This window comes from Flavicella sp. IMCC45537, from assembly GCF_057197705.1.
On the sequence record NZ_CM170067.1, the window covers coordinates 1,891,521 to 1,915,611 of the forward strand.

General features: G+C 32.9%; 21 protein-coding genes. 16 read left to right on the forward strand and 5 right to left on the reverse strand.

Going from position 1 to position 24,091, the window contains the following annotated elements; translation table 11 throughout:
* From AC2DGP_RS07900 to AC2DGP_RS07920, 5 genes are all read left to right on the forward strand, one after another.
* A complete protein-coding gene (locus tag AC2DGP_RS07900) occupies positions 1-1,467 on the forward strand; it encodes a glutamate synthase subunit beta (protein WP_484492454.1) in 1,467 nt (488 codons plus the stop codon).
* Between the two features lie 158 nt (positions 1,468-1,625).
* Positions 1,626-2,297 carry a TetR/AcrR family transcriptional regulator gene (locus AC2DGP_RS07905; protein ID WP_484492455.1) on the forward strand — a complete coding sequence of 224 codons (672 nt, stop codon included), beginning with the start codon at positions 1,626-1,628 and terminating at the stop codon, positions 2,295-2,297.
* 23 nt (positions 2,298-2,320) lie between these two features.
* Positions 2,321-3,910, forward strand: a complete 1,590-nt coding sequence (locus AC2DGP_RS07910; RefSeq protein WP_484492490.1) for a SulP family inorganic anion transporter — start codon at positions 2,321-2,323, stop codon at positions 3,908-3,910.
* Between the two features lie 22 nt (positions 3,911-3,932).
* Positions 3,933-4,538 (forward strand): carbonic anhydrase family protein, encoded by a 606-nt coding sequence (locus AC2DGP_RS07915; RefSeq protein ID WP_484492456.1) that lies wholly within the window; start codon positions 3,933-3,935, stop codon positions 4,536-4,538.
* Positions 4,539-4,669: 131 nt separating this feature from the next.
* Positions 4,670-6,874 (forward strand): B12-binding domain-containing radical SAM protein, encoded by a 2,205-nt coding sequence (locus AC2DGP_RS07920; RefSeq protein ID WP_484492457.1) that lies wholly within the window; start codon positions 4,670-4,672, stop codon positions 6,872-6,874.
* A gap of 80 nt (positions 6,875-6,954) precedes the next feature.
* On the opposite strand, the gene AC2DGP_RS07925 is transcribed toward AC2DGP_RS07920, so the two are convergent.
* The gene (locus AC2DGP_RS07925) at positions 6,955-7,206 is read right to left on the reverse strand and encodes a type B 50S ribosomal protein L31 (protein WP_300322746.1); all 252 of its coding nucleotides are present in this window, start codon (positions 7,204-7,206) and stop codon (positions 6,955-6,957) included.
* A 123-nt stretch (positions 7,207-7,329) separates the two neighbouring features.
* Between AC2DGP_RS07925 and AC2DGP_RS07930 the strand changes: the two genes are divergently transcribed.
* From AC2DGP_RS07930 to AC2DGP_RS07960, 7 genes are all read left to right on the forward strand, one after another.
* Entirely contained in the window at positions 7,330-8,358 is a 1,029-nt protein-coding gene (locus AC2DGP_RS07930) for a glutaminyl-peptide cyclotransferase (protein WP_484492458.1), read from the forward strand.
* Positions 8,359-8,435: 77 nt separating this feature from the next.
* Complete coding sequence (locus AC2DGP_RS07935; RefSeq protein ID WP_484492459.1) at positions 8,436-9,953, forward strand: hypothetical protein; 1,518 nt, start codon at positions 8,436-8,438, stop codon at positions 9,951-9,953.
* Between the two features lie 17 nt (positions 9,954-9,970).
* A complete protein-coding gene (locus AC2DGP_RS07940; RefSeq protein WP_484492460.1) occupies positions 9,971-10,651 on the forward strand; it encodes an SDR family NAD(P)-dependent oxidoreductase in 681 nt (226 codons plus the stop codon).
* Positions 10,652-10,660: 9 nt separating this feature from the next.
* On the forward strand, positions 10,661-11,257 hold the full coding sequence (locus AC2DGP_RS07945) for a SprT-like domain-containing protein (RefSeq protein WP_484492461.1): 597 nt from the start codon (positions 10,661-10,663) through the stop codon (positions 11,255-11,257).
* A complete protein-coding gene (locus AC2DGP_RS07950; RefSeq protein ID WP_484492462.1) occupies positions 11,250-12,320 on the forward strand; it encodes a mannose-1-phosphate guanylyltransferase in 1,071 nt (356 codons plus the stop codon). The genes AC2DGP_RS07945 and AC2DGP_RS07950 overlap by 8 nt, the downstream gene beginning before the upstream one ends.
* Before the next feature lie 34 nt (positions 12,321-12,354).
* Entirely contained in the window at positions 12,355-13,818 is a 1,464-nt protein-coding gene (locus tag AC2DGP_RS07955; RefSeq protein WP_484492463.1) for a DUF389 domain-containing protein, read from the forward strand.
* Positions 13,819-13,833: 15 nt separating this feature from the next.
* Positions 13,834-14,331, forward strand: coding sequence for a metallophosphoesterase family protein (locus AC2DGP_RS07960; protein ID WP_484492464.1), 498 nt, complete (start codon positions 13,834-13,836; stop codon positions 14,329-14,331).
* Here AC2DGP_RS07960 and dnaG read toward each other — a convergent pair whose 3' ends face one another.
* Positions 14,332-16,419 (reverse strand): DNA primase, encoded by a 2,088-nt coding sequence (gene dnaG, locus AC2DGP_RS07965; protein ID WP_484492465.1) that lies wholly within the window; start codon positions 16,417-16,419, stop codon positions 14,332-14,334. It lies immediately after the preceding gene.
* A 140-nt stretch (positions 16,420-16,559) separates the two neighbouring features.
* On the opposite strand from dnaG, the gene AC2DGP_RS07970 reads away from it, so the two are divergent.
* Positions 16,560-17,123 (forward strand): DUF3575 domain-containing protein, encoded by a 564-nt coding sequence (locus AC2DGP_RS07970; protein ID WP_484492466.1) that lies wholly within the window; start codon positions 16,560-16,562, stop codon positions 17,121-17,123.
* A 55-nt stretch (positions 17,124-17,178) separates the two neighbouring features.
* Here AC2DGP_RS07970 and clpX read toward each other — a convergent pair whose 3' ends face one another.
* Both clpX and clpP read right to left on the reverse strand, forming a co-directional pair.
* Positions 17,179-18,417 (reverse strand): ATP-dependent Clp protease ATP-binding subunit ClpX, encoded by a 1,239-nt coding sequence (gene clpX / locus AC2DGP_RS07975; protein ID WP_484492467.1) that lies wholly within the window; start codon positions 18,415-18,417, stop codon positions 17,179-17,181.
* Positions 18,418-18,465: 48 nt separating this feature from the next.
* Complete coding sequence (clpP, locus tag AC2DGP_RS07980) at positions 18,466-19,128, reverse strand: ATP-dependent Clp endopeptidase proteolytic subunit ClpP (RefSeq protein WP_484492468.1); 663 nt, start codon at positions 19,126-19,128, stop codon at positions 18,466-18,468.
* 296 nt (positions 19,129-19,424) lie between these two features.
* Between clpP and AC2DGP_RS07985 the strand changes: the two genes are divergently transcribed.
* From AC2DGP_RS07985 to AC2DGP_RS07995, 3 genes are all read left to right on the forward strand, one after another.
* Positions 19,425-20,027, forward strand: coding sequence for a tRNA (guanine-N1)-methyltransferase (locus tag AC2DGP_RS07985; protein WP_484492469.1), 603 nt, complete (start codon positions 19,425-19,427; stop codon positions 20,025-20,027).
* Between the two features lie 122 nt (positions 20,028-20,149).
* On the forward strand, positions 20,150-21,484 hold the full coding sequence (locus AC2DGP_RS07990) for a DEAD/DEAH box helicase (RefSeq protein ID WP_484492470.1): 1,335 nt from the start codon (positions 20,150-20,152) through the stop codon (positions 21,482-21,484).
* 367 nt (positions 21,485-21,851) lie between these two features.
* Positions 21,852-22,496 carry a T9SS type A sorting domain-containing protein gene (locus tag AC2DGP_RS07995; RefSeq protein ID WP_484492471.1) on the forward strand — a complete coding sequence of 215 codons (645 nt, stop codon included), beginning with the start codon at positions 21,852-21,854 and terminating at the stop codon, positions 22,494-22,496.
* A gap of 243 nt (positions 22,497-22,739) precedes the next feature.
* Here the strand turns inward: AC2DGP_RS07995 and tig are convergent, their stop codons facing one another.
* The gene (gene tig, locus AC2DGP_RS08000; RefSeq protein WP_484492472.1) at positions 22,740-24,062 is read right to left on the reverse strand and encodes a trigger factor; all 1,323 of its coding nucleotides are present in this window, start codon (positions 24,060-24,062) and stop codon (positions 22,740-22,742) included.
* Positions 24,063-24,091 lie beyond the last annotated feature (29 nt).

Sequence of the window (24,091 nt, forward strand, 5' to 3'; positions counted from 1 at the left end):
ATGGGAAAAGTAACAGGTTTTAAAGAATTCGAAAGAAAAGATGAAACATACACGCCTGTAAAAGACCGTGTAGAGAATTATAGTGAGTTTACAGTTCCATTAAGTGAAACTGAAATTACAGAACAAGGATCTCGTTGTATGGATTGTGGAATTCCATTTTGTCATAGTGGATGTCCACTTGGTAACTTAATTCCGGATTTCAACCACATGGTACACCAAGGAGAATGGAAAAAAGCTTCTTGGATACTACACTCAACAAACAACTTCCCTGAATTCACAGGTCGTTTGTGTCCTGCACCATGTGAGCAAGCATGTGTATTGGGAATTATTGAAGATCCTATTTCAATTGAAAATATTGAGAAGAATATAGTTGAACGTGCTTTTAAAGAAGGTTGGATCAAACCTCAGCCGCCAAAAACTAGAACAGGTAAAACTGTTGCTGTTGTTGGTTCTGGACCTGCTGGTTTGGCTACTGCACAGCAATTGAACAGAGCTGGTCATACAGTCACTGTTTTTGAAAGAGACGATGCAATCGGAGGATTGTTGCGTTACGGAATTCCAAACTTCAAAATGGAGAAAGGAATTATTGACAGACGTGTGGCTATTTTAGAAGCTGAGGGAATCACTTTTAAAGTAAATGTAAACGTTGGTGTAAACTATGACGTCGAAGATTTAAAAGCATTTGATTCTATCGTATTATGTGGTGGAGCAACTGAAAGAAGAAGTTTGCCAACTCCTGGAATTGACGCTGATGGTGTTGTTCAAGCAATGGACTTCTTAACACAACAAACCAAAGTTGTATTCGGACAAGAGATCAAAGACCAAGTTTTAGCGACTGATAAGGACGTTATTGTTATTGGAGGTGGAGATACAGGTTCTGACTGTGTTGGTACTTCAAACAGACACGGTGCTAAATCTGTAACTAACTTTGAGATCATGCCGAAACCTCCTGGACACAGAGCAGCTTCAACTCCATGGCCTTATTGGCCTTTACAGTTGAAAACATCTTCTTCTCACAAAGAAGGATGTGATAGAAACTGGTTGATCAATACTAAAGAATTCATCAAAGATAAAAATGGGAAACTTACTGCTTTAAAAACAGTAAATGTTGAATGGAAAATGGTTCCTGGTCAAAGACCTCAGTTAATTGAAATTGAAGGTACCGAAAAAACATGGCCTTGTGATTTAGCATTATTGGCATTAGGTTTTACAGGTCCAGAAAGTACTTTAGCTGACAAATTAGGACTTGATAGAGATGTTCGTTCTAATTACAAAGCTGAATACGGATCATACCAAACAAATGTACCGAACATATTTACTGCAGGTGATATGAGAAGAGGACAATCATTAATCGTTTGGGCTATTTCTGAAGGTAGAGAAGCTGCTAGACAAGTTGACATTTATTTAATGGGTAAATCAGATTTACCTACTAAAAACGCTACTGGAGATTTAGTTGGAGTACAATAATTTTCAAGTACAAAACATATTAAAAACCTTTACTATTAGTAAAGGTTTTTTTATGTTTTAGAATTACTGATCATATCCATAATACATAGAAAATAGTCGTTTTATTTGCATAATCAATAGTAATACTATTATATTTACAATAGGCTAGAAACAATTTTATGGAAGAACTACACATACATATTGAAATAGATTCTGAGTTATATACAAAAAACCCAGACTCTTCAGCCTTAGGAAAAAAGATCATTTCTAATAGTATAGAACTTATTTATGAGATAGGTTTTGAACAATTCACTTTTAAAAAATTGGGCTCAAAAATTAGTTCCCCTGAAAGCTCTATTTACAGATATTTTGATAATAAACATCGCTTATTAATCTATTTGACAAGTTGGTATTGGACTTGGATGGAATATAAATTATTGTTTGCCACTACAAACATAGACTCCCCAAAAGAACGATTATCCAAATCCCTAGATCTTCTTACCAAACCTGTATTAATTGATAATGATTTCTCTTATGTTAACGAAGTATTACTAAGTGCCATTATTTTTTCAGAATCAACGAAAGCCTATCATACTAAAAATGTAGATGAAGCCAACAGCAAAGGTTCTTACACCGCATTCAAATCCGTAGTAAACAAAGTTGCTGAGATTATTTTAGAAATAAAACCAGATTTTAAATACCCTCATATGCTTGTTTCAACTGTAGTTGAAGGAGCACACCATCAAAAATATTTTTCTGAACACTTACCTTCTCTCACAGACTTATCTGACGATAAAGAAGCAATCACCGTTTTTTATAAAGAGTTAGTATTTAATTTCCTTTCAACCTAAAAATAATCGCCATGAATTCGTCAATTTTCAAACATCTCAAGTCAGACCTACCTGCAAGTATTGTTGTATTTTTTGTTGCTCTACCTTTATGTTTAGGAATAGCATTAGCCAGTGGAGCACCACCATTCGCCGGAATGATTGCCGGTATCATCGGAGGAATTGTTGTTGGTTCCATTAGTGGATCACAGATCGGAGTAAGTGGTCCTGCAGCAGGTCTAGCCGCTATTGTTATGACTGCGATAACAGATCTTGGAGGATATGAAAACTTTTTAGTCGCTGTTGTTATAGGTGGTGTTATTCAAATTTTGTTTGGTGTCATTAGAGCTGGAGTAATTGGCTATTATTTCCCGTCTTCTGTAATCAAAGGAATGCTAGTTGGAATTGGAATAATAATTATTCTAAAACAAATTCCACACTTCTTCGGATACGACACAAACCCTGAAGGCGATTTTGATTTTTTCCAGGTTAATGGTAATAATACTTTCTCGGATATTTTAAATGCCATCAACTCTGTAAATATAAGCGCTACTTTAATTGGTACCATTGCACTTATATTGATTATTTATTGGAGTAATGTTCTTTCTAAAAAAGGAAAATTCTTTACCTTAATTCAAGGGCCTTTTGCAGCGGTAATTATTGGGGTGATTTATTATATTATAACTAAATCTAGTGATTCCATGGAAATGCTACCTGAGCACTTAGTCAAAGTTCCAATCCCAGAAAATATTGATTCTTTTTTTGCACAGTTTTCATTACCTGACTTTACCGCCTTATCTAATAAAAATGTCTGGATTACCGGTTTTACCATTGCTTTAGTAGCAAGTTTAGAAACATTATTATGTGTAGAGGCAACTGACAAGATTGATCCTAGAAAGCGAATTACACCAACCAACAGAGAATTATTTGCACAAGGAACAGGTAATATTTTATCAGGAATGATTGGTGGTTTACCTATCACTCAGGTGATTGTTAGAAGTTCCGCCAATATACAATCTGGTGGTCAAACAAAGCTTTCTACAATCATCCATGGTTTTTTTCTTTTAATATCGGTAATCGCAATTCCAACAATTTTAAACATGATTCCGTTAGCAGTTTTGGCTTCAATACTGTTAGTAGTTGGCTATAAACTTGCAAATCCAGCCACTTTTAAAAAAGTATATAAATTAGGTTGGCAGCAATTCGTGCCTTTTATAGTTACTGTGTTATTAGTTCAATACAATTTATTGGTTGGTATTGGTGTTGGATTGGTTTTAGGAATTTTGGTGGTACTATATAAAAGTTATTTAAACTCTCACTTTCTACACATCAAAGACTCTGAAACAGACCAACACTATTTAAGCATGGAGCTAGCAGAAGAAGTAACTTTTTTTAACAAAGGTGCTATTATGAGAGAATTAGAGAATATCCCCAAAGACACATATTTAGAAATTAATTTACTAAAAACAAGATTTTTGGACAATGACATTATAGAAATATTAGAAGACTTTTTGTTAAAAGCAAAAAACAGGAACATAAAAATTAAATTAAATTCGAAACGCGGCGTCGTAGAAAACCCAGAAAGTTTTGTTGCGTTTTTTAATAATAGGCCAAAAAGTAAACTATCTATCAACTAACAATATTATAAATACATACATAATGAAAGCACAAACTAAAGAAACGCAACAAACATTCACTCCTGAATCTGTCATTGAAACATTAAAATCAGGAAACAAGAGGTTTGTTGAAAACAAAAAGGTAGAAAGAGACTTAAATAGTCAAGTAAACGAAACTAGTGCAGGACAATTTCCTTTTGCTGTAGTTTTAAGTTGTATTGATTCACGAGTACCTGCTGAAATTATTTTTGACCAAGGGATTGGAGACATTTTCAGTGTACGCGTTGCAGGAAATGTAGTCAATGAAGATGTATTAGGTTCGATAGAATATGGATGTAAGGTAGCAGGATCAAAATCTGTTGTTGTCCTAGGTCACACAAAATGTGGAGCTGTTACAGCTGCATGTAAACATGTAGAACTTGGAAATATAACTGCTCTTTTGAATAAAATTCAACCTGCTGTTTCTAAAGTAAATAAACCTGAAGTTACTGAAGAGTCTATAGAAGAAACAGCGATTACTAACGTTGAATTATCAATTGAACAAATAAAAGCTGAAAGCCCAATTTTAGCAGAAATGGAGAAAAACGGTGAAATAAATATTGTAGGTGCCTCTTATGATGTCTCTACAGGTAAAGTAACTTTTATCTAATTCCACCAACCTTGAATTTATAAAAGATTCCTTTCTGATAAAAGGAATCTTTTTTATTTCTATAATATCCAAAGCTTGCTAATTCTCCTATTACCCTAGATTGTTTATGTATCTTTGTTAAAATTATAGGTTTGACAGAAGCATTATTAATAACACCTCCTTTTACTCAATTAAACACTCCTTACCCAGCAACTGCATATTTAAAAGGTTTTTTAAACACCAAAAATATCACTTGTTATCAGTCAGATTTAGGTATTGAAGTAATCTTAGAATTGTTCACCAAACAACGATTAGAAGAATTTTTTGGTATCGCATATGAGTCTCAAACCATACAATCTGATAATTCAAAAAGAATCTACTCTTTAAGGGAAAATTACTTTAACACCATAAACACCATTATCTCATTTTTACAAGGTAAAAACCAAACGCTCGCGCGCATTATTTGTAGTGACAACTTTTTGCCAAGGGCCAGCAGGTTTGATCAGTTGGATGATTTAGAATACGCTTTCGGAGCAATGGGAATGCAAGACAAAGCCAAACACCTTGCAACACTTTACCTAGAAGACATCTCTGATTTTATTATTGAATGTATTGATTCTAATTTTGGGTTTAGTCGCTATGCTGAAAGTATTGGAAAAAGTGCCAATAGTTTTGATGAACTTTACCATGAATTATCTTTAGATCTAAGCTATATAGATAGCATCACTTTAGACCTTTTAGATGGAAAATTAAAACAGTCGAAACCCAAATTAGTGTGCCTATCAGTTCCTTTCCCAGGAAATTTATTTAGTGCTTTCCGTTGTGCACAATATATTAAAAGCAACTACCCTACAACAAAAATTGCAATGGGTGGTGGCTTCCCAAACACAGAGTTACGAGATCTAAAAGACCCAAGGGTATTTGAATTTTTAGATTTCATAACACTTGATGATGGTGAACTTCCCATTGAATTACTTCTTTCCAATTTAAATGATCCTACAGAGAAAAATGAGGATTTTAATAAATTTAAAAGAACTTTGTTATTAAAGGATAACAAAGTATGCTACAACAACAGTTCTTTAAAAAGTGATTACAAACAAAATACGGTTGGTACACCTGATTATTCTGATCTTTTACTAGATTCCTACATTTCTGTGATTGAAGTAGCGAATCCAATGCACAGTTTGTGGAGCGATGGTAGATGGAATAAACTAACCATGGCACATGGTTGTTACTGGGGTAAATGTTCTTTTTGTGACGTTTCCTTAGATTATATAAAAATATATGAACCCGTAGCGGCTAAAATCCTAGTTGATCGAATTGAAGAACTAATAGAACAAACAGGAGAAAATGGATTTCATTTTGTGGATGAGGCTGCACCACCCGCTTTGATGAAAGCTGTTGCGATAGAAATTTTAAAAAGGAAATTAACACTTACTTGGTGGACGAATATTCGATTTGAAAAAAGTTTCACACAAGATCTATGTTATTTACTAAAAGCATCAGGCTGTATCGCTGTCTCAGGAGGTCTAGAAGTAGCTTCAGATCGCTTATTACAATTAATTGAAAAAGGAGTAACAGTAGAACAAGTAGCGCAGGTTACCAATCACCTTACTCAAGCCGGTATTATGGTTCATTCCTATTTAATGTATGGCTACCCAAGTCAAACTGTCCAAGAAACTATTGATAGTTTAGAAATGGTCCGTCAGCTCTTTGAAATAGGAACCATACAATCGGGATTTTGGCACCAATTCTCACTTACCACACATAGTCCAATAGGAAAAGTACCACAAGAATACGGAATCACTCCTTTGTATCAAGATATTCAATTTGCAAACAATGATGTTGATTTTACCGATAAAACGGGAATCAACCATGATAAGTTTAGCAAAGGATTGAAAGCTTCCATTTTTAATTACATGCATGGAATTGGTTTTGAATTATCTCCACGAGATTGGTTTGAATTTAAAACTCCAAAAACAACTATTACACCGAATTATATAGAAAATTGTATCCTAAACAAAAATAGATTCAACACAAAACCTAACGCTCAAATTCTTTGGTTGGGAACAGATCCAATTTTTGAACTTTATAAGAAAACTAAAAAAAATAATTCATGGCCTATGATGCGTTTGTTCTTTCATACAACTACAGAAACGAAAGAATTTTCTTTAGAAGAATCAAAAGGAAAATGGCTGGTTGCATTACTACCTACGTTGAAAATAGCATCAGACATGAAAAAAACAACGTTTTCTGACATGAAGAAAGACTATGAAAACAACTTTGAAGATTTTGAGTTATTCTGGTATTCTAAACCCATAGAAAACCTGAAGAAGATCGGTTTACTTAGCGTTTAACACCTACCTAACTATTAGAAACAGAAAAAATCCTATCAAAAACTGATAGGATTTTATATAAACTAAAAAGTAAAAGAAGCTTACTTCTTGAACTTTGCGTATTTTGTCTTAAATTTATCGATACGTCCTGCTGTATCAACCAATTTAGATTTACCAGTGTAAAAAGGGTGAGATGTTCTAGAGATCTCTAATTTGATCAATGGATACTCAACACCATCAACATCTAAAGTTTCTTTTGTAGCAGCTGTAGAACGAGTTAAGAAAACATCATTGTTTGACATATCTTTAAAAGCAACCATTCTGTAGTTTTCTGGATGTATACCTTTTTTCATCTTTATATATTTTTAATCTTTAATTCTTTTTTTGAGACTGCAAATTTAACGATATTTTTTAGATTTCAAACAAATAAATTGTTTTATTTGTTATCAAAACTTCCTAATCCTAAATTTTCACAAATGTCACTTAAATATCCAGTCATTTTTTTTCTTTTAAGCCTAGCAATCATAGGATGTGGAGAAGATATTGAGTTCAAATTCAATACTCCACAAAAAATTAACATAAATGAAAATTTAACATTATCGGTTAAAGAAACTAATGGGAAAGAATTGGATTCCGTTCATTTTTTCATTGATGGAAAACGTATTAACGTTCAAAATAATACTCCAATTTCTATTTCCGAGGAAGTCTTAGGAATACATACTTTAACTGCGCATATTTTCTATGATGACATTACCAAAAAGCTGAATAATAGAATTTATTTTCTTGCGGATAAAAAACCATCTATTTATTCCTACAAACTAATCAACACTTACCCGCATGACCCTAAAGCCTTTACACAAGGACTGGAGTACAAAAACGGTTTCCTTTATGAAGGAACCGGTCAACGTGGAGAATCTTCTATTAGAAAAACGGATTTAAAAACTGGAGAAATCTTAAAAATACAAGAACTTGATAAAAAATATTTCGGTGAAGGGATTACCATTCTGAACTCAAAGATTTTTCAACTGACATGGCAATCTAAAATTGGATTTATCTATGATCTAGAAACGTTTGAAAAACTCGGTTCTTTCAATTACAACAAAAGTAAAGAAGGATGGGGATTGACAAATAACGGCAACCAGTTAATTAAATCTGATGGTACAGAAAGAATTTGGTTTCTTGATGCGGGAACTCAAAAAGAAATGCGATATATTGAGGCCTATACCAATACGAGAAAAGCTGAAAGCCTGAATGAAATTGAATATATTGATGGTAAAATATACGCTAACATCTGGCAAAAAAACACGATTATCATTATCAACGCGACCAATGGTACCATCGAAGGAGTTGTGAATCTAAATAGCTTAAGAAATAAAGTTGACAAACCAGACCCTAATAAAAGTTATGTATTGAACGGTATTGCTTACGATAAAGTTGGTAAACGCTTATTTGTTACAGGTAAAAACTGGAATAAAATATTTGAGATTCAACTGGTGAAAAAATAATTATCTAGCTATAGTTTCTTCCATCTAAATCTGATTCAATACGAAAAAGTGTATCTTTACAAAAATGTAAATTTTCGATGAAAAACACACTTATTTATCCTGTTTTAATAACGGTCTTGCTTCTTACTTTCTCTTGTAGAAAGGACTTTTCAACGATTCCAAGTCACAGTGATAATTTATCTTTTTCAGCGCCAAACGACACCATTTTTTTAGATACGGTTTTTTCTAATATTAGCACAAGCACTTATTCCTTAAAAGTATACAACAACAGTTCAAATGACATCCATATCCCTTCTATCTATTTAGGAAGAAGTGATTCTTACTACAGATTAAATGTAGATGGTTTGCCAGGTACTTCTTTTCAAAATGTCCCATTAAGAGCAAGAGACAGTTTGTTTATTTTTATTGAAGGAACCATTAATTATTCTGCAACAAACCCAATATACACAGACTCCATAGTTTTCGATTCTGGAATCAATGCCAAAAACATAAAATTGGTTACTTTAGTTCAAGACGCCCACTTTATTTACGTAAATAATGCAATAGATACTACTACGGTAGTTCCCTATTTTCTACCAGATGCTTCTCCAAAAAAAATACATTATTTATCGGATGAAGAGATTGCTATATTTAATGATCCGGCCAATGAAAAATCAATTGTTTTTTATGGCTATTGTGCTGTCCCTGAAAATAAAACATTAACGATTGCTCCGAATAAAAATCTTCACTTCCATAAAAACTCTGCCTTGGTCGTTGAAAAAGATGCAAGTTTAGTTATCAATGGAACGTTTGATGAAAAGGTATTGATTGAAGGAGATAGACTAGAGCCCGAATTTAGTGACAGACCCGGACAATGGGACGCTTTATGGTTAAGAGCAGGGAGCAAGGGAAACACTATTAATTATTTAAACAATAAAAATGGACGATTTGGAATCGTCTGTGACTCTCTTAGTGTAGACGGTTCAACACCTACTCTATCTATTAGTAATTCTGAATTCTACAATCATGCAGAAGTAGGTTTATTTGCCAATCATTCTATTGTAAATGGAGAAAACCTTGTTATCGGAAGTAGCAGAAATTCATCTCTTACTATTCTTAATGGAGGTACTTATGACTTTAATCATTTGACCATCGCGAATTATTGGACCGAAAGTATTCGAAGAGGAAGCAGCCTACAAATTAGTAATATAAAATCAACGGACTTCCCTGAAGAAACTGCAACTGATTTAACTTTCAATATAAGTAACTCTATCATTGATGGAAATACAACTAATGAATTATATCTAGAGAAAAATGAATCTGACGTCTTTTCATACTTTTTTCAAAACTGCATGCTAAAACAGTCTGAAACTTCTGAAAACCCACTATATGACTTTACAGATACTTCTAAATATTTAGACAATATTTTCAATGCAGAACCCAACTATCTAAATACGTCATTGAACAAGTTTGAAATTGGTGAAGAAAGTGAATTGATAAACAAAGGTGATATCACCAACGCAGCCAAAACTCCTTTGGACATAATTCAGACGGACAGAACAACAGCACCTGATATTGGAGCATATCAACATATTATTTTCCCTGAAGAGGAATAAAATCATACTTACTAAAAATGAAAAATGTAGTTATCACAGGAACCAGTAGAGGTATTGGTTTTGAACTAGCACAGTTATTTGCAAACAACAATTTTAACGTTCTGGCTCTTTCTAGAAACGAAGAAACTCTAAAAGAGCTAAATCATAAAAACATTACAACCTTAGCAACAGATCTTACAAACGAAAATTCTTTGGCAGAAGTTGCAAACTATGTAAAAAACAATTGGAAACAAGTTGATATTCTAATACATAACGCCGGAACCTTATTAAATAAAGAGTTTGCAGCAACTAGCACAGATGATTTTATCCAGATATATCAAGTGAATGTATTTGCCGTAGCGGCACTTACACAACAATTAATTCCATACTTCAAAGAAAATACACATACCGTTACTATCAGTAGTATGGGAGGTATTCAAGGGAGCATGAAATTCGCCGGACTTGCTGCATATAGTTCTTCTAAAGGTGCCGTAATTACCTTATCTGAATTATTAGCAGAAGAATATCGAGACCATGGTTTCAAATTCAATGTTTTGGCAATTGGAGCCGTTCAAACTGAAATGTTAGAAGAAGCATTTCCTGAATATCAAGCACCTTTGAAACCTAAAGAAATGGCAGCTTACATATATGATTTCTCTACCAAAGGAGCTAAATTTTATAATGGTAAAGTCTTACAAGTTTCTAGCACAACTCCATAATTATTTTTTTTGAAAGACGTTTACCATTACATTCCAACTCCAGCACATGCCACAATAACTGAATACCTAAATCAAAATGATTTAACCGTAGTAGTTAAAAAAGAACGTGCCACAAAACATGGGGATTTCAGAAAAAGAAAACAAGGTGATTTTTTAATAACCATAAACAACAATTTAAATCCGTATCAATTTTTATTAACGTTGGTTCATGAAGTTGCACATTATGAAACTTATAAAAAATATGGTCGTGTAAAACCTCATGGGCTTGAATGGAAACAAACCTTTAAAAATTTGATGCTACCGTTGGTAAGACCTGAAATTTATCCTTTGGATATTTTACCTCATCTAGCAAAATACTTACTAAACGCGAAAGCTAGTACCGACAGTGATCCTAGATTATCCCTTGCGTTAAAACAACAAATAAAAAATTCCAATAAAAATTATATCTTTGAGTTAAAAATTGGATCAGAATTTGAATTCAAACAGAGAACGTTTGTTTTATTAGAAAAAAAACGAACTCGCAGTATTTGTTTGGATGTAAAATCACAAAAAAAATACTTAATACATTTAAACTCTGAGGTAAGCCTCAATACACACTATGAATAAAAATAACTACGCAGTAATCATGGCGGGTGGAATTGGTTCAAGATTTTGGCCTATTAGCACAGCGGAAACACCTAAACAATTCCATGACATGTTAGGAGCTGGAGTTTCTTTGATACAAAAAACCTTCATGCGACTTGAGTCTTTAGTCCCTTCAGAAAATGTTATTATAGCAACAAATGAAAGATACAAAGACATTGTTTTAAGACAATTACCAAGCATTTCTGAACACCAACTATTTTTAGAACCTGCAATGAGAAATACAGCTCCTTGTATTTTAGCAACTGCATTAAAGGTACATAGCCAAAACCCTGATGGAGTAATGATTATAGCTCCTTCAGATCATTGGATTGAAAATGAAGAAGAGTTTCTAAGAAACATTCAAACTTCTTATGACGCTTGTACAGAAGAAGATATCTTGATGACCTTAGGTATAAAGCCTAACTCGCCTAATACTGGATACGGCTATATACAGTTCAACGAGGAAGCATCAGAAATAAAAAAAGTAAAACAATTTACAGAAAAACCTAAGCTTGAAAAAGCAAAAGAATTTTTAGCACAAGGAGACTATCTTTGGAATGCTGGAATATTTGTTTGGTCTGCAAAAAGTATCATCAAAGCTTTTAAAGAACACTTACCGGAAATGTACCAATTGTTTCAAGCAGGAGAATCTACTTGGAATACAAACGAAGAACAAACCTTTGTCAATGCAAATTATGCTAAAGCAGAAAATATTTCTATTGATTTTGGAATCATCGAAAAAGCAAATAATGTTCACGTACTGCCTGTTGAGTTTGGTTGGAATGATTTGGGTACTTGGGGATCTTTATATGACAAAAAGGCCACTAATACATCTGAAAATATTACCATTGGAGGAGAAGCTATCTACAGAGAATCTGAAGGGAACATTGTAAAAACCCAAACACATAAAAAAGTAGTCATTCAAGGCTTATCTAATTTTATCGTTGCTGAGAAAGATGGTGTATTGATGATCTGCCCAAAAGAAAAAGAACAAGACATTAAAGAAATTGCATCTCAAGCAAACCAACAATTTGGAGAAGTATAAACAAACTACCTTCAACTGAAACTCGCTTTAAAGAATGGAAAACAAAGATCAGGAAACTGAAAAATTAGATGAACACAAAGAGGAAGTTAAAAAAACTTCCTCAGCATTAATTCAAAGTGTTAGAACATTTTTAGTAAACTTACTTGACATTAGAGAAGGAACTGATCAAAAAGAAACTATTCAAAAAATAAAGGATGGAATACAGGTTAAAAGTCATACTGCCTGGATTCTGATTTTCTCTATATTGATTGCCTCTATTGGATTAAATACCAGTTCAACGGCAGTTGTTATTGGAGCCATGCTAATATCTCCATTAATGGGACCTATTCTTGGAATTGGACTCTCTATTGGAATAAACGACATTGACACCTTAAGAAGCTCGCTTGTAAACTTAGGAGTGATGGTTGGACTTAGTTTAAGTTCGTCATTTATATTTTTTAGTATTCCTTTATTTCAAGAAGCCACCCCAGAAATTATCGCGAGAACGCAACCAGATGTGCGAGATGTACTAATTGCTATTACAGGTGGATTGGCATTAATTATTGCGTTAAGTAGAAAAAAAGAGCTAACCAATACAATTGCAGGTATTGCTATTGCTACTGCTTTAATGCCCCCTCTATGTACTGCAGGGTATGGCTTGGCAACCATGAATTTCAAATATTTTGGTGGGGCGATGTTTTTGTTTACCATCAACACTATTTTTATTGCATTGGCAACCTTTGTAATTGTGAAGTTTTTGAACTTTCCAATGGTTCGATATATCAACTCTGTAAAACGAAGAAAAATATCTCAAATAGCCTCTACAGTCGCTTTGATTATATTTGGCTTTAGTATCTATTTGTTTTATGGACTTTTTAAAAAAAACCAATACATTTCAAACGCACAAAGCTATATTGAACTCTTAGGAGAATCAACAGGAGCAGGAATCATCAATTCAAAAATTGACTATACCACTAGAAATATTACAATAATTGTATTAGGCCATAATATCAAAAGAAGTGAACTGCCTATATGGGAAGAAAAACTTCCAGCCTATGGATTAGAAAACACAACGCTGGAGATTCACCAAGATGAAGAAACTTCTAAGTTGATTGACGAAATAAATGTAATCAAAGGTTCTTATGTGAAAAACCAAGAATTGATAGCCTCGAAGGATGAATCGATTTTTGAAAAAGATGAAAAAATAAGAAAACTGAGCTATCAACTTGAAAAAATTGAAAAACGCCAAATTCCCTTTGTAAATATTAGCCAAGAGGCTAAAATTAACCACGCTGGGCTTAAAGCATTGAGTTTTTCAAACTTAATCAAAACAAATTTTGAAAGAATTGACACCATTCCCGTCTTCTATATTCAATGGTATGATAGTATTCCGAATACAGAGAAGCAAGAGGTACAGTTAAAAAAATGGCTCAAAAAACGTCTAGAATTAGACTCTCTTCAACTCTACCATTTTTCTGGTTCTAGTGATCAAAACTTTAAAGGCAAAAAAATAAAATAAGCCTATTTCAATTTCATGAAAAAAATTCTTTTATTATCGGATACGCATAGCCATATCGATGACGGTATTCTAAAATACATAGCTCAAGCAGATGAAGTTTGGCATGCCGGTGACATAGGTCAAATAAAAGTTGCTGATACCATTAAGAAGTTAAAACCATTTAGAGCGGTGTATGGCAATATTGATGACAAGACCGTTCGGGCAGAATATCCATTAGATTTACGTTTCACCGTAGAGAATGTTTCTGTTTGGATTACTCATATTGGAGGGTATCCAAATAAATATAATTTTAGAATTCTGGAAGAAATAAAAAACAATCCGCCAAAATTATTTATCAGTGGACATTCCCATATTTTAAAGGTTCAATATGATCAAAAACTAAATCTTTTACATATGAATCCTGGAGCAGCTGGCAAGCATGGTTTTCATCAAGTACGTACTATGCTGCGTTTTGAAATAGATAAGGAAGAAATTAAAAACTTAGAAGTTATTGAGCTTGAAAAAAGAAATTAACTACAGTATTCTATTCAATTTCTCAAAAAGTTTAGTTTTTAAGGAGGTATAATCTACCACCATTTCTAGGGAAGCCTCTCTACTTTTCCCTTCTACTAATTCTGCAGTTAGCTCTTTAATTTTTCTTTCAATCAAAACCCTTCTTAAATTAAGAATCGCGTCTGTTACCATTTTAGGCAACACCTCATCTTTCGCTGTCACAACAATATCTTTACTCTCCCAATCACTTAGAATATGTTTTTCATCATCCATTAAAATATCCGTAACAGTCTGTGAGATTTCTGTATCTTGATGGCTTGTCAATTCTTCTATGGAAATATTTTGTTCCACATTTAATTTATTAATTATTTCTAAATAAATTTTCTGAAATATAGAATGGGAAAATTCTACTTCATCATCCTGTAATTGCAGATACAATTCCTGAGATACAATATTAGAATACTCTTCCTTAACCATTTTAACAATCCCAAATTCATTTACCTCTTCAATCCAATCAATAAACTCTACTTGGTTATTTCCGTAAATCAATAATATTTTAATGATTTCTCTTTCATACAACTCTAATGTATTGACTTCCTTTGGTGCATTTTTTTTAGCGGCTAAACCAGCTTTTTCACTTGCTTTTCTTTGAGCACGTGACATAAGTGAAGGCTCTCTAGATTCACTTCTTCTAGATTCTGAACTTCCGCTTCTATCTCCTCTAGTTTCACCTTTTAAACTGCGTTGATTTTCTCTTTCAGCTTTTCTTATTTGCTGCTGCTCTTTCTGATAGGCTTCTCTTTCAAGTTTTTTACTAATCTGAGCCAACTCATTAAAAAGCACCGTTTCCGAGATTTCCATAATCCTAGAACACTCCTGTACATATACCTCTCTTTGTATATTATCTGGTATTTTAGAGATACTTGTAACTATATCACGAATCAGATTTGCTTTTTTTATAGGGTCGTTTTCTGCCTCTTTCATTAAAAGAGACACTTTGAAATTTATAAAATCTTTAGAATTGCTTTTTAGAAACTCTTTTAATTCTTCTGTGGATACGCGTTTTGAAAAACTATCAGGATCATCTCCGTCAGGAAATATTAAAACTCGGACATTCATTCCTTGTTCCAATATCAAATCTATCCCACGCATGGAAGCACGAATTCCGGCTGCGTCTCCATCAAATAAAACCGTAATATTAGGTGTTAATCTTTTGATCAATCTAATTTGATCTGGCGTAAGTGCCGTACCAGAAGAGGCTACTACATTCTCAACACCTGCCTGATTCATAGATATCACATCTGTATACCCTTCTACCAAATAACAAGTATCTTCTTTAGAAATGGCCTGTTTTGCATGATAAATACCATACAAAACCTTACTCTTATGGTAAATTTCGCTTTCCGGAGAGTTTAAATATTTAGCGGCTTTTTTATCTGCTTTTAATATTCTTCCTCCAAACCCCAAAACACGACCACTCATACTATGAATCGGGAACATTACACGACCTTTAAAACGGTCAAACTGCTTCCCTCCCTCTTTTACTATGGTGAGCCCTGTCTTAGACATATAATCAATGTCGTACCCTTTTCTGATGGCCGTATCTGTAAATGCAGACCAATCGTCTAAATTATATCCTAATTCAAACTTTTTTATTGTTTCATCAGAAAAACCACGCTCTTTAAAATAACTTAAACCAATGGCCTTCCCTTTGGGATTATTTAAAAGAACATCATGGTAATAGTCTTTGGCAAAGTTAGAAACCACATACATACTTTCTCTTTCATCTGCCGCTTCTTTTTGTTCGTTTGACTGTTCTTCTTCTTCAATTTCAATATTGTACTTTTTCGCCAAATATTTGATAGCCTCTGGATATGAAAAATGCTCATGTTCCATTAAAAATGTTACTGCATTCCCTCCTTTTCCAGTACTAAAATCTTTCCATATTTGCTTTACAGGTGACACCATAAAAGAAGGTGACTTTTCATCTGTAAACGGACTCAATCCTTTAAAGTTACTTCCCGCTTTTTTTAAGGTAACAAATTCACCAATTACCTCCTCTACTCGAGCAGTTTCAAAAACACGGTCTATGGTACTTCTTAAAATCATTGAATCTTCAAAATTTTGAAAAACAAAAATAACTAAGATTATTCATTAAAAAGAATTCTAGACTCTTTTTCATAGCGAAAACTTAACGTAATTAGGATTTAATCTAAATAATATATCATTACATTCGCTCAAAAATAAATATGAAGAAATTAAAACATAGGTTGATTTTATTATTAATAATAACATCAGTCACACAAAGTAAAGCACAAGAAGAGAACAAAAAAAACAACGAACTTAAAATCAATGCCCTAACTCTTATAGCATTTGGAGCGTTGGACTTTACTTATGAAAGAGTTTTAAATCATGAATCATCTATTGGTTTATCTGTTTACGTACTTGGTCAAAACAATTTAGATGCTGAAATATATAGAACCTTATCTATCACACCTTATTATAGATCCTATTTTTCAAGTAAATACAATCAAGGTTTTTTTATAGAACTATTCGGTATGTATTATGAAAGAAAAGATGAACAATATTACTACAATAATTATGACAACATAGACGGTTCTTTTCAATACCAGGATTATAACACTACCACCTATAAAGGCGGGGCTATCGGGATAAGCGTTGGTGGAAAATGGGTTACCAAACGTGGATTTATTGCTGAAATTAGCGGTGGTCTTGGACGTATTATGACAAGCAACAATGATGAAGTACCCGTAGTTGGTAGAGGAGGAATCACCATAGGAAAACGATTTTAATAAAAAAAGGGATTCAATTGCTTGAATCCCTTTTATATTATTTTTACCACAACTTTCAACTAGCTGCTTTCAATTTCTTTAAAGTAGTATTTGTCAGTTTTGCAACTGCATATTCCTTATCTACGTTAAATTCTTTTTCATCTGAACTTGGTAACTCAAACATGGCATCTGTTAATATAGCTTCACAAAGAGAACGTAAACCACGAGCTCCTAGTTTATATTCTAAGGCCTTTTCTACAATATAATCCAACGCTTCATCTGCTATTGTAAATGCAACATCATCCATTTCAAACAATTTAGTGTATTGTTTTACTAATGAATTTTTAGGTTCTGTTAAAATAGAGCGTAATGTTTTCGCATCCAAAGGATTCATATAACTTAGAACAGGCAAACGTCCAATAATCTCAGGAATCAATCCAAATGTTTTTAAATCACTTGGAATAACATACTGCAATAAATTTGTTTCATCAACATTATCCACGGCCATAGCCGCAGAATAACCAACAGCTTGTCTGTTCAAACGGTTGCTAATATTTCTTTCAATTCCTGCAAAGGCACCACCAGCGATAAACAAAATATCTTTGGTATTCACTTCTACAAATTTTTGATCAGGATGTTTTCTACCTCCTTTTGGAGCCACATTTACAACTGTTCCTTCCAATAATTTTAACAAAGCCTGTTGTACTCCTTCCCCAGAAACATCTCTAGTTATTGATGGATTATCCCCTTTTCTGGCAATCTTATCTATTTCATCAATAAATACAATACCTCTTTCTGCTTTTTCAACATCATAATCAGCAGCTTGTAGTAACCTACTTAAAATACTTTCAACATCTTCACCAACATAACCCGCTTGCGTTAAAACAGTAGCATCAACAATAGAGAATGGCACATTTAACATTTTTGCAATTGTTTTCGCAATCAATGTTTTACCGGTTCCAGTTTCTCCAACCAAAATCATGTTACTTTTCTCTATCTCAACATCATTTTTATCGTCCTTTGGTTGCGTCAATCTTTTATAATGATTGTAAACCGCCACAGCCATAGTTTTCTTTGTCTGATCTTGTCCAATAATGTATTGTTCTAAGAAAGCTTTTATCTCAGTTGGCTTTTTAACTTCCAACTCCGAAACAGCAGATACGTCATCTGCTTCTAAAATTTCTTCTAATACAATTCCATGGGCTTGTTCAATACATTTATCGCAAATGTGCGCATCCATACCTGCAATTAACAGATCTGTTTCCACCTTTTTACGTCCGCAAAATGAACACTCTAAATTTTCTTCTTTCGACATCTTTCCTTAATTATCGCATGTAGTTATTCACCAACCACATATCTAATTTTATTTATTTCTAGATAAAATTTCATCAACCATTCCATAAGCTTTCGCTTCATCAGCTTTCATCCAGTAATCTCTATCTGAATCATCATGAACCTTTTCAATAGACTGGCCTGAATGCTTTGAAATAATTTGATACAATTCATCTTTCAACTTTAATATTTCCCTTGCAGTAATCTCTATATCACTTGCTTGTCCTTGTGCACCACCTAAAGGTTGATGAATCATTACCCTTGAATGAGGCAACGCAGATCTTTTTCCTTTTTCTCCTGCACACATTAAAACTGCTCCCATCGATGCTGCCATTCCTGTACATATTGTTGCTACATCTGGTTTGATAAATTGCATAGTATCATAAATACCCAATCCTGCATATACACCTCCTCCTGGAGAATTTATGTAAATAGAAATATCTTTATTAGCATCTACACTTTCTAAAAATAATAATTGTGCTTGAATAATATTTGCCACTTGGTCATTGATCCCAGTTCCTAAGAAAATAATTCTATCCATCATCAATCTAGAAAACACATCCATTTGTGTGATATTCATTTGACGCTCTTCCATGATATACGGAGTTACAGAACTTCTAATTTTATCATAGTGCATGCTATTAATTCCGTGGTGTTTTGTTGCGTATTTTTCAAATTCTTTTCCGTAATCCATTTGATTCTATTTTTTAATTATAGTTTGTAAAGGTACTAAGTTATTCCTTAAAACGAGTTATTCATTTGTAAATGAAATCTCCATTACCCTTAGGAATATTTGTTTGGTTAATATAGAAAATAATCTCAAAACAATTAATTTATTTAAGATTCTTTTTTACCACAGCCTTAGGTTATGATTCCACAATTATAAAGTTCAATTAGAATTTTACAGTTTGGGCATATTTGTATACTAACCGCATATTTTTGTCGTTAGATTTGTATAAATTTACAAACCACATATAGAAAACCACAAAAATGAAAAACGGAAAACTTATTATATTTTTATTCCTATTTATAGCCTTCTCAGTAGGTCATGCTCAAAAAAAGAAACTAGAAAATCCATTTGAAACCAAAGGAGATTTAAATAGTCAGTTTATTTACCTTGAAAAGACCTCGACCAACTACAAAGAATATAAGGTAATCACTAAGGTTAAGTTCAATAAATTACATAAAAATGTATTAGACTCGATGGCAAATCAAAAAAAGCTATTGAATTTGAAACATGAAGAAAATAATACTCAACTAACTGAAATCAATAAATTAAAAAGTGAGTTGGCAACTACCAAGGAAGCTTTATCTATGGCCAACACCAATAAAGATTCTATTAGTGTTGTGGGACTAAGCATGAATAAAAACAACTACAACTTGATTGCTGGAATCATCATTTTCACTTTACTTGCCATAGCACTTTTCTTCTTTTACAAATACACCAATAGTAATATAGTTACCAAAGAAGCAAAGCAACTTTTACAAGAAACTCAAGACGAATTTGAAGCCCATCAAAAAAAATCATTGGTTAGACAGCAAGAGCTTAGTCGAAAACTTCAAGATGAAATCATAAAAAACAGAAAAGATTAATTTTAGAGAGCTTCCAAATGGAGGCTCTTCTTTTTTATATGTGTATCGTTTAATTTATGAGCTAAACCATTTTAGTATGGAATCTTAAGATTACCTTTGCAGCACAATTGAAAAATAAGATTATGAGGTTTTCTGACTTAAAACTAAACACACCTTTATTAAATGCTCTTGATGATTTAGGCTACGATTATGCAACACCTATTCAATCCAAAGCATTTCCTGTAATATCATCAGGTAGAGATGTTGTTGGGATTGCACAAACCGGAACTGGTAAAACCTATGCGTATTTACTGCCTCTATTAAAGCAATTAAAGTACTCAGAACAAAAACACCCAAGAGTCCTAATTATAGTTCCTACGAGAGAATTAGTAGTACAAGTAGAAGAGGCTTTAAAAGAATTAACTCCCTACATTAATACCCGAATTGGTGGTGTTTATGGAGGAGCAAACATCAACACTCAAAAACAATTAATTTTTGAAGGGTTAGATATTTTAGTAGCTACTCCTGGAAGAATTATTGATCTAGGGTTAAGTAAAGTATTAAACTTAAAAAAAATTCAAAAATTAGTTTTAGATGAAGTTGATGAAGTTTTAAATTTAGGCTTCAGACATCAATTAGAAACAATCTTAGATTTGCTGCCAGAAAAGAAACAAAGTATTTTATTTTCTGCGACAATGACCACTGAGGTTAAAAATATAATTACTACCTTTTTTAGAGCCCCATTAACTGTTGAAATAGAACGCTCAGGAACACCACTTGAAAACATAGAACAACGCATTTACAATGTAAAAAATTTCTATACCAAGGTTAATCTACTTAAATTTTTACTTGCAGATAAAGCCAGCTATAGCAAAGCCCTAGTATTTGTAAAAAACAAAAGGGTGGCAGATAAACTATTTAGCGAATTAGAAAACTCTGGAGACAACGATGGAATTTCTGTAATTCACTCTAATAAATCTCAAAACTACAGATTACAAGCAATAAAAGGATTCCAAGAAGGATTGCATCGAATTTTAATTGCTACAGATGTAATTGCTAGAGGTATTGACATTGAGGGAATCACACATGTAATCAATTTTGATATAACTGATGACCCAGAAAATTACATTCACAGAATTGGTAGAACGGGTAGAGCAGAAAATGAAGGAAATGCTATTAGTTTTATTACAGAAAATGATCAAGAAATTTTAGAAAACGTTGAAACGTTGATGAATCTAAAAGTCGAGACTGTTGCATTTCCCGAAGAAGTTGAAATTTCTTCAAAAATGACGGAAGATGAAATGCCGGTTGAAGTCATAAAACCTTACCAAAAGAAAAAATCTAAAGAGTTTGCACCAGGACCAGCTTTTCATGAAAAGAAAGAGAAAAACAAAAAAACAAACCAAGGTGGATCTTACAGGAGAGAATTGGCTAAAAAATATAAAAAACCAAAAACAAGAGGTCAGAAGCGAAAATAGCCTCAAAAACACAGATCAAATAATAATAAAAAGCTTTTAGGGACACCTAAAAGCTTTTTTATTTTTAATCTCATTCCAATTGATCACCGAAAAACAGCCAACTAAAATTAATAAAAATAGATAAAAACTTGACTTCAAAAACTCACTGGCTCGTCATTAATTAATGAAACTCAAAAAGGTCAATTCTTAAGTTCCCACCACAACTCAATATATTCAATAATAACTTTGCTATCTAACATGTTAACTAACATGTTAACTAAGTAAAAAGAAAACCAAAATAATCGCAATGAGGCACGTGTAAACTTTCTCCCCGTCTTTAGAACCACTTTATAACCTAACTTTGAAACTCACTTAAAACTATTTAATTATGAGAAAAATTACTTTAACATTTGTGTTGTTACTTATTGGGTTCCTTTCAAAAGCGCAAACAATTACTCAAAGCACCATTACCTCTGCCATCATCAATACAGATGGAGACAATGAGGCAATAAGTTGGTCACAAACACCTGCTACCGCTTTAGAAATTACCTTAACAGACTTTACCGCGGATACAGAGTATACGGTATACAATCAATTTAGAATTACTGATGTATCAGGAGACCAATGGGCGGGTGGCTCAAAGGTAGTCACTACAGATGCATCAGGAAATGTTACATTCACATTCTCACCTGGTTTTTTTGGAGGTGCAGTATTTACCGGAACAGAAACAATTGGATTCTGGAAATCCAATACGAGCGGAATAGAAGCAACCCAAACATTCTCAATTACACTACCTAGCCTTGCTACAAAAGAAACATACGATTTTAACACTTTAAAACTTACTCCTAATCCAACTACTGGTTTAGTTAACATATCTGGAAACAACTCCGCCATTGACCAAGTTGAAGTATACAACACATTAGGCGAAAATATTGGAAACGATTTGGACTTAAGCACCTACGAAAACGGACTCTATTTTATTAAAATCTACTCTAACGGCAAAAGCACAACCAAGCAGATTATCAAGAAATAGACTACATCAAAATGCTTTTAGGACAAACCTAAAAGCATTAAAAAAAAGAAACAATGTTGCTCATTAAAAAAGTAGTTACTATGTTTTTCCTACCCCAAAAAAGTCCATTTCTAATTACTAAAAAACAAAACTTAATTCTAAACCACTTGAACTTATTACAGGTTAAATAAACTATATTTACAATAGAAATGAAAAAAGCTCTAAGGTTTCCCTTAGAGCTTTTTCTTTATACTTTTAAATTTCTTATTTGTATACTTCTTTTACGAAAGCATCATAAGAAACTTCTTTCTCTTTGAAAGTGATCGTTTCTTTATAGAAATCTAATAATTTTTTACTTACCAACTGGTCTTGTAAACGCTTTGCTTCATCTTGGTTACCCAATACTCTGTTTGCGATATCTTCCAATTCTTTCTCTTCTGGATCTAAATTTCCGTACTGAGCCATTTGAGCTTTGATAAATCCTTTAGCATACTCTTTTAACTCTTCGAAATCTAATTTAATGTCATTAGCTGACATAATTTTACTTTCGATTAATTGGTAACGTAAACCTTTTTCAGACTTTTCAAACTCTTCATTTGCTTGCTCTTCAGAAATTGGGTTCTCTCCAGCAGTAGCTAACCATTTCTTTAAGAATTCTGCTGGTAAATCAAACTTAGTATTCTCTACTAAGTATTCCGTTACTGCATTTAATAATTGTTGCTCAGATTGTTGTTTGAACTGACCTTCTGCATCTTCTTTGATTTTAGCTCTCAACTCTTCAGTAGTAGCTACTTTTCCTTCTCCAAAGATTTTATCAAACAATTCTTGATTTAATTCAGCTAATTCAGTTTCAGTAATTTCCTCAATTGTAAAAGTCAAAGGAATTTCTAATCCTTCAATTTCATCATGACTCAATCCTAAAGCTCCCATTAATTTATGGTTGTCTTCAAATAAGTTTTTAGTTTTTAATTCTAAAACATCTCCAACTTTAGCTCCTACAAATTTCTTTACGTTTACTTTTCCTTTGATATCAGATACAGCAACAGTAGATTTCTTTTCGATTTCTTTCTCTGCATTTACAAAAGTACCAGTAACATTAGAAGTTTCTTCTACAGCTTCTTTTTGGATAACATTTCCAAAACGAGTTTGTAAATTTTCAACTTCTTTATCAATCAAACTATCTTCAGCGATAATGTTGTATTGAGTAATTTTTTTCTTCGCACTTAAGTCAACTTCAAACTGAGGAGCTAAACCTAATTCGAATTCAAAAGAAAAATCTTCAGTATCCCAAGAGAATTCCTCATTTACTTTTGGTAAAGGATTCCCCAATATATCCAACTTTTCTTCAGTTAAATAATTGTTCAAAGATTCTTGCAACATCTTATTGATCTCGTCAATCATGATAGATTTACCATACTGCTTTTTAACCATACCTAAAGGCACATGTCCTTTTCTAAATCCAGGGATATCAGCTTTTTTACGGTAATCTTGTAAAATAGTTTCTACTTTCTCTTTGTAATCTGCAGCCGTAATATCAACTTTTACAACAGCATTTAACGAGTCTATACTTTCTTTTGTAATATTCATCTTAATTCTTTGACTTTTATATTCCTTAA

Bases quoted from the DNA above. Each gene is read 5' to 3' on its own strand.
- AC2DGP_RS07900 (WP_484492454.1), top strand. From the start codon at position 1: ATGGGAAAAGTAACAGGTTTTAAAGAATTCGAAAGAAAAGATGAAACA.
- AC2DGP_RS07905 (WP_484492455.1), top strand. From the start codon at position 1,626: ATGGAAGAACTACACATACATATTGAAATAGATTCTGAGTTATATACA.
- AC2DGP_RS07915 (WP_484492456.1), top strand. From the start codon at position 3,933: ATGAAAGCACAAACTAAAGAAACGCAACAAACATTCACTCCTGAATCT.
- AC2DGP_RS07925 (WP_300322746.1), bottom strand. From the start codon at position 7,206: ATGAAAAAAGGTATACATCCAGAAAACTACAGAATGGTTGCTTTTAAA.
- AC2DGP_RS07930 (WP_484492458.1), top strand. From the start codon at position 7,330: ATGTCACTTAAATATCCAGTCATTTTTTTTCTTTTAAGCCTAGCAATC.
- AC2DGP_RS07935 (WP_484492459.1), top strand. From the start codon at position 8,436: ATGAAAAACACACTTATTTATCCTGTTTTAATAACGGTCTTGCTTCTT.
- AC2DGP_RS07940 (WP_484492460.1), top strand. From the start codon at position 9,971: ATGAAAAATGTAGTTATCACAGGAACCAGTAGAGGTATTGGTTTTGAA.
- AC2DGP_RS07950 (WP_484492462.1), top strand. From the start codon at position 11,250: ATGAATAAAAATAACTACGCAGTAATCATGGCGGGTGGAATTGGTTCA.
- AC2DGP_RS07955 (WP_484492463.1), top strand. From the start codon at position 12,355: ATGGAAAACAAAGATCAGGAAACTGAAAAATTAGATGAACACAAAGAG.
- AC2DGP_RS07960 (WP_484492464.1), top strand. From the start codon at position 13,834: ATGAAAAAAATTCTTTTATTATCGGATACGCATAGCCATATCGATGAC.
- dnaG (WP_484492465.1), bottom strand. From the start codon at position 16,419: ATGATTTTAAGAAGTACCATAGACCGTGTTTTTGAAACTGCTCGAGTA.
- AC2DGP_RS07970 (WP_484492466.1), top strand. From the start codon at position 16,560: ATGAAGAAATTAAAACATAGGTTGATTTTATTATTAATAATAACATCA.
- clpX (WP_484492467.1), bottom strand. From the start codon at position 18,417: ATGTCGAAAGAAGAAAATTTAGAGTGTTCATTTTGCGGACGTAAAAAG.
- clpP (WP_484492468.1), bottom strand. From the start codon at position 19,128: ATGGATTACGGAAAAGAATTTGAAAAATACGCAACAAAACACCACGGA.
- AC2DGP_RS07985 (WP_484492469.1), top strand. From the start codon at position 19,425: ATGAAAAACGGAAAACTTATTATATTTTTATTCCTATTTATAGCCTTC.
- AC2DGP_RS07990 (WP_484492470.1), top strand. From the start codon at position 20,150: ATGAGGTTTTCTGACTTAAAACTAAACACACCTTTATTAAATGCTCTT.
- AC2DGP_RS07995 (WP_484492471.1), top strand. From the start codon at position 21,852: ATGAGAAAAATTACTTTAACATTTGTGTTGTTACTTATTGGGTTCCTT.
- tig (WP_484492472.1), bottom strand. From the start codon at position 24,062: ATGAATATTACAAAAGAAAGTATAGACTCGTTAAATGCTGTTGTAAAA.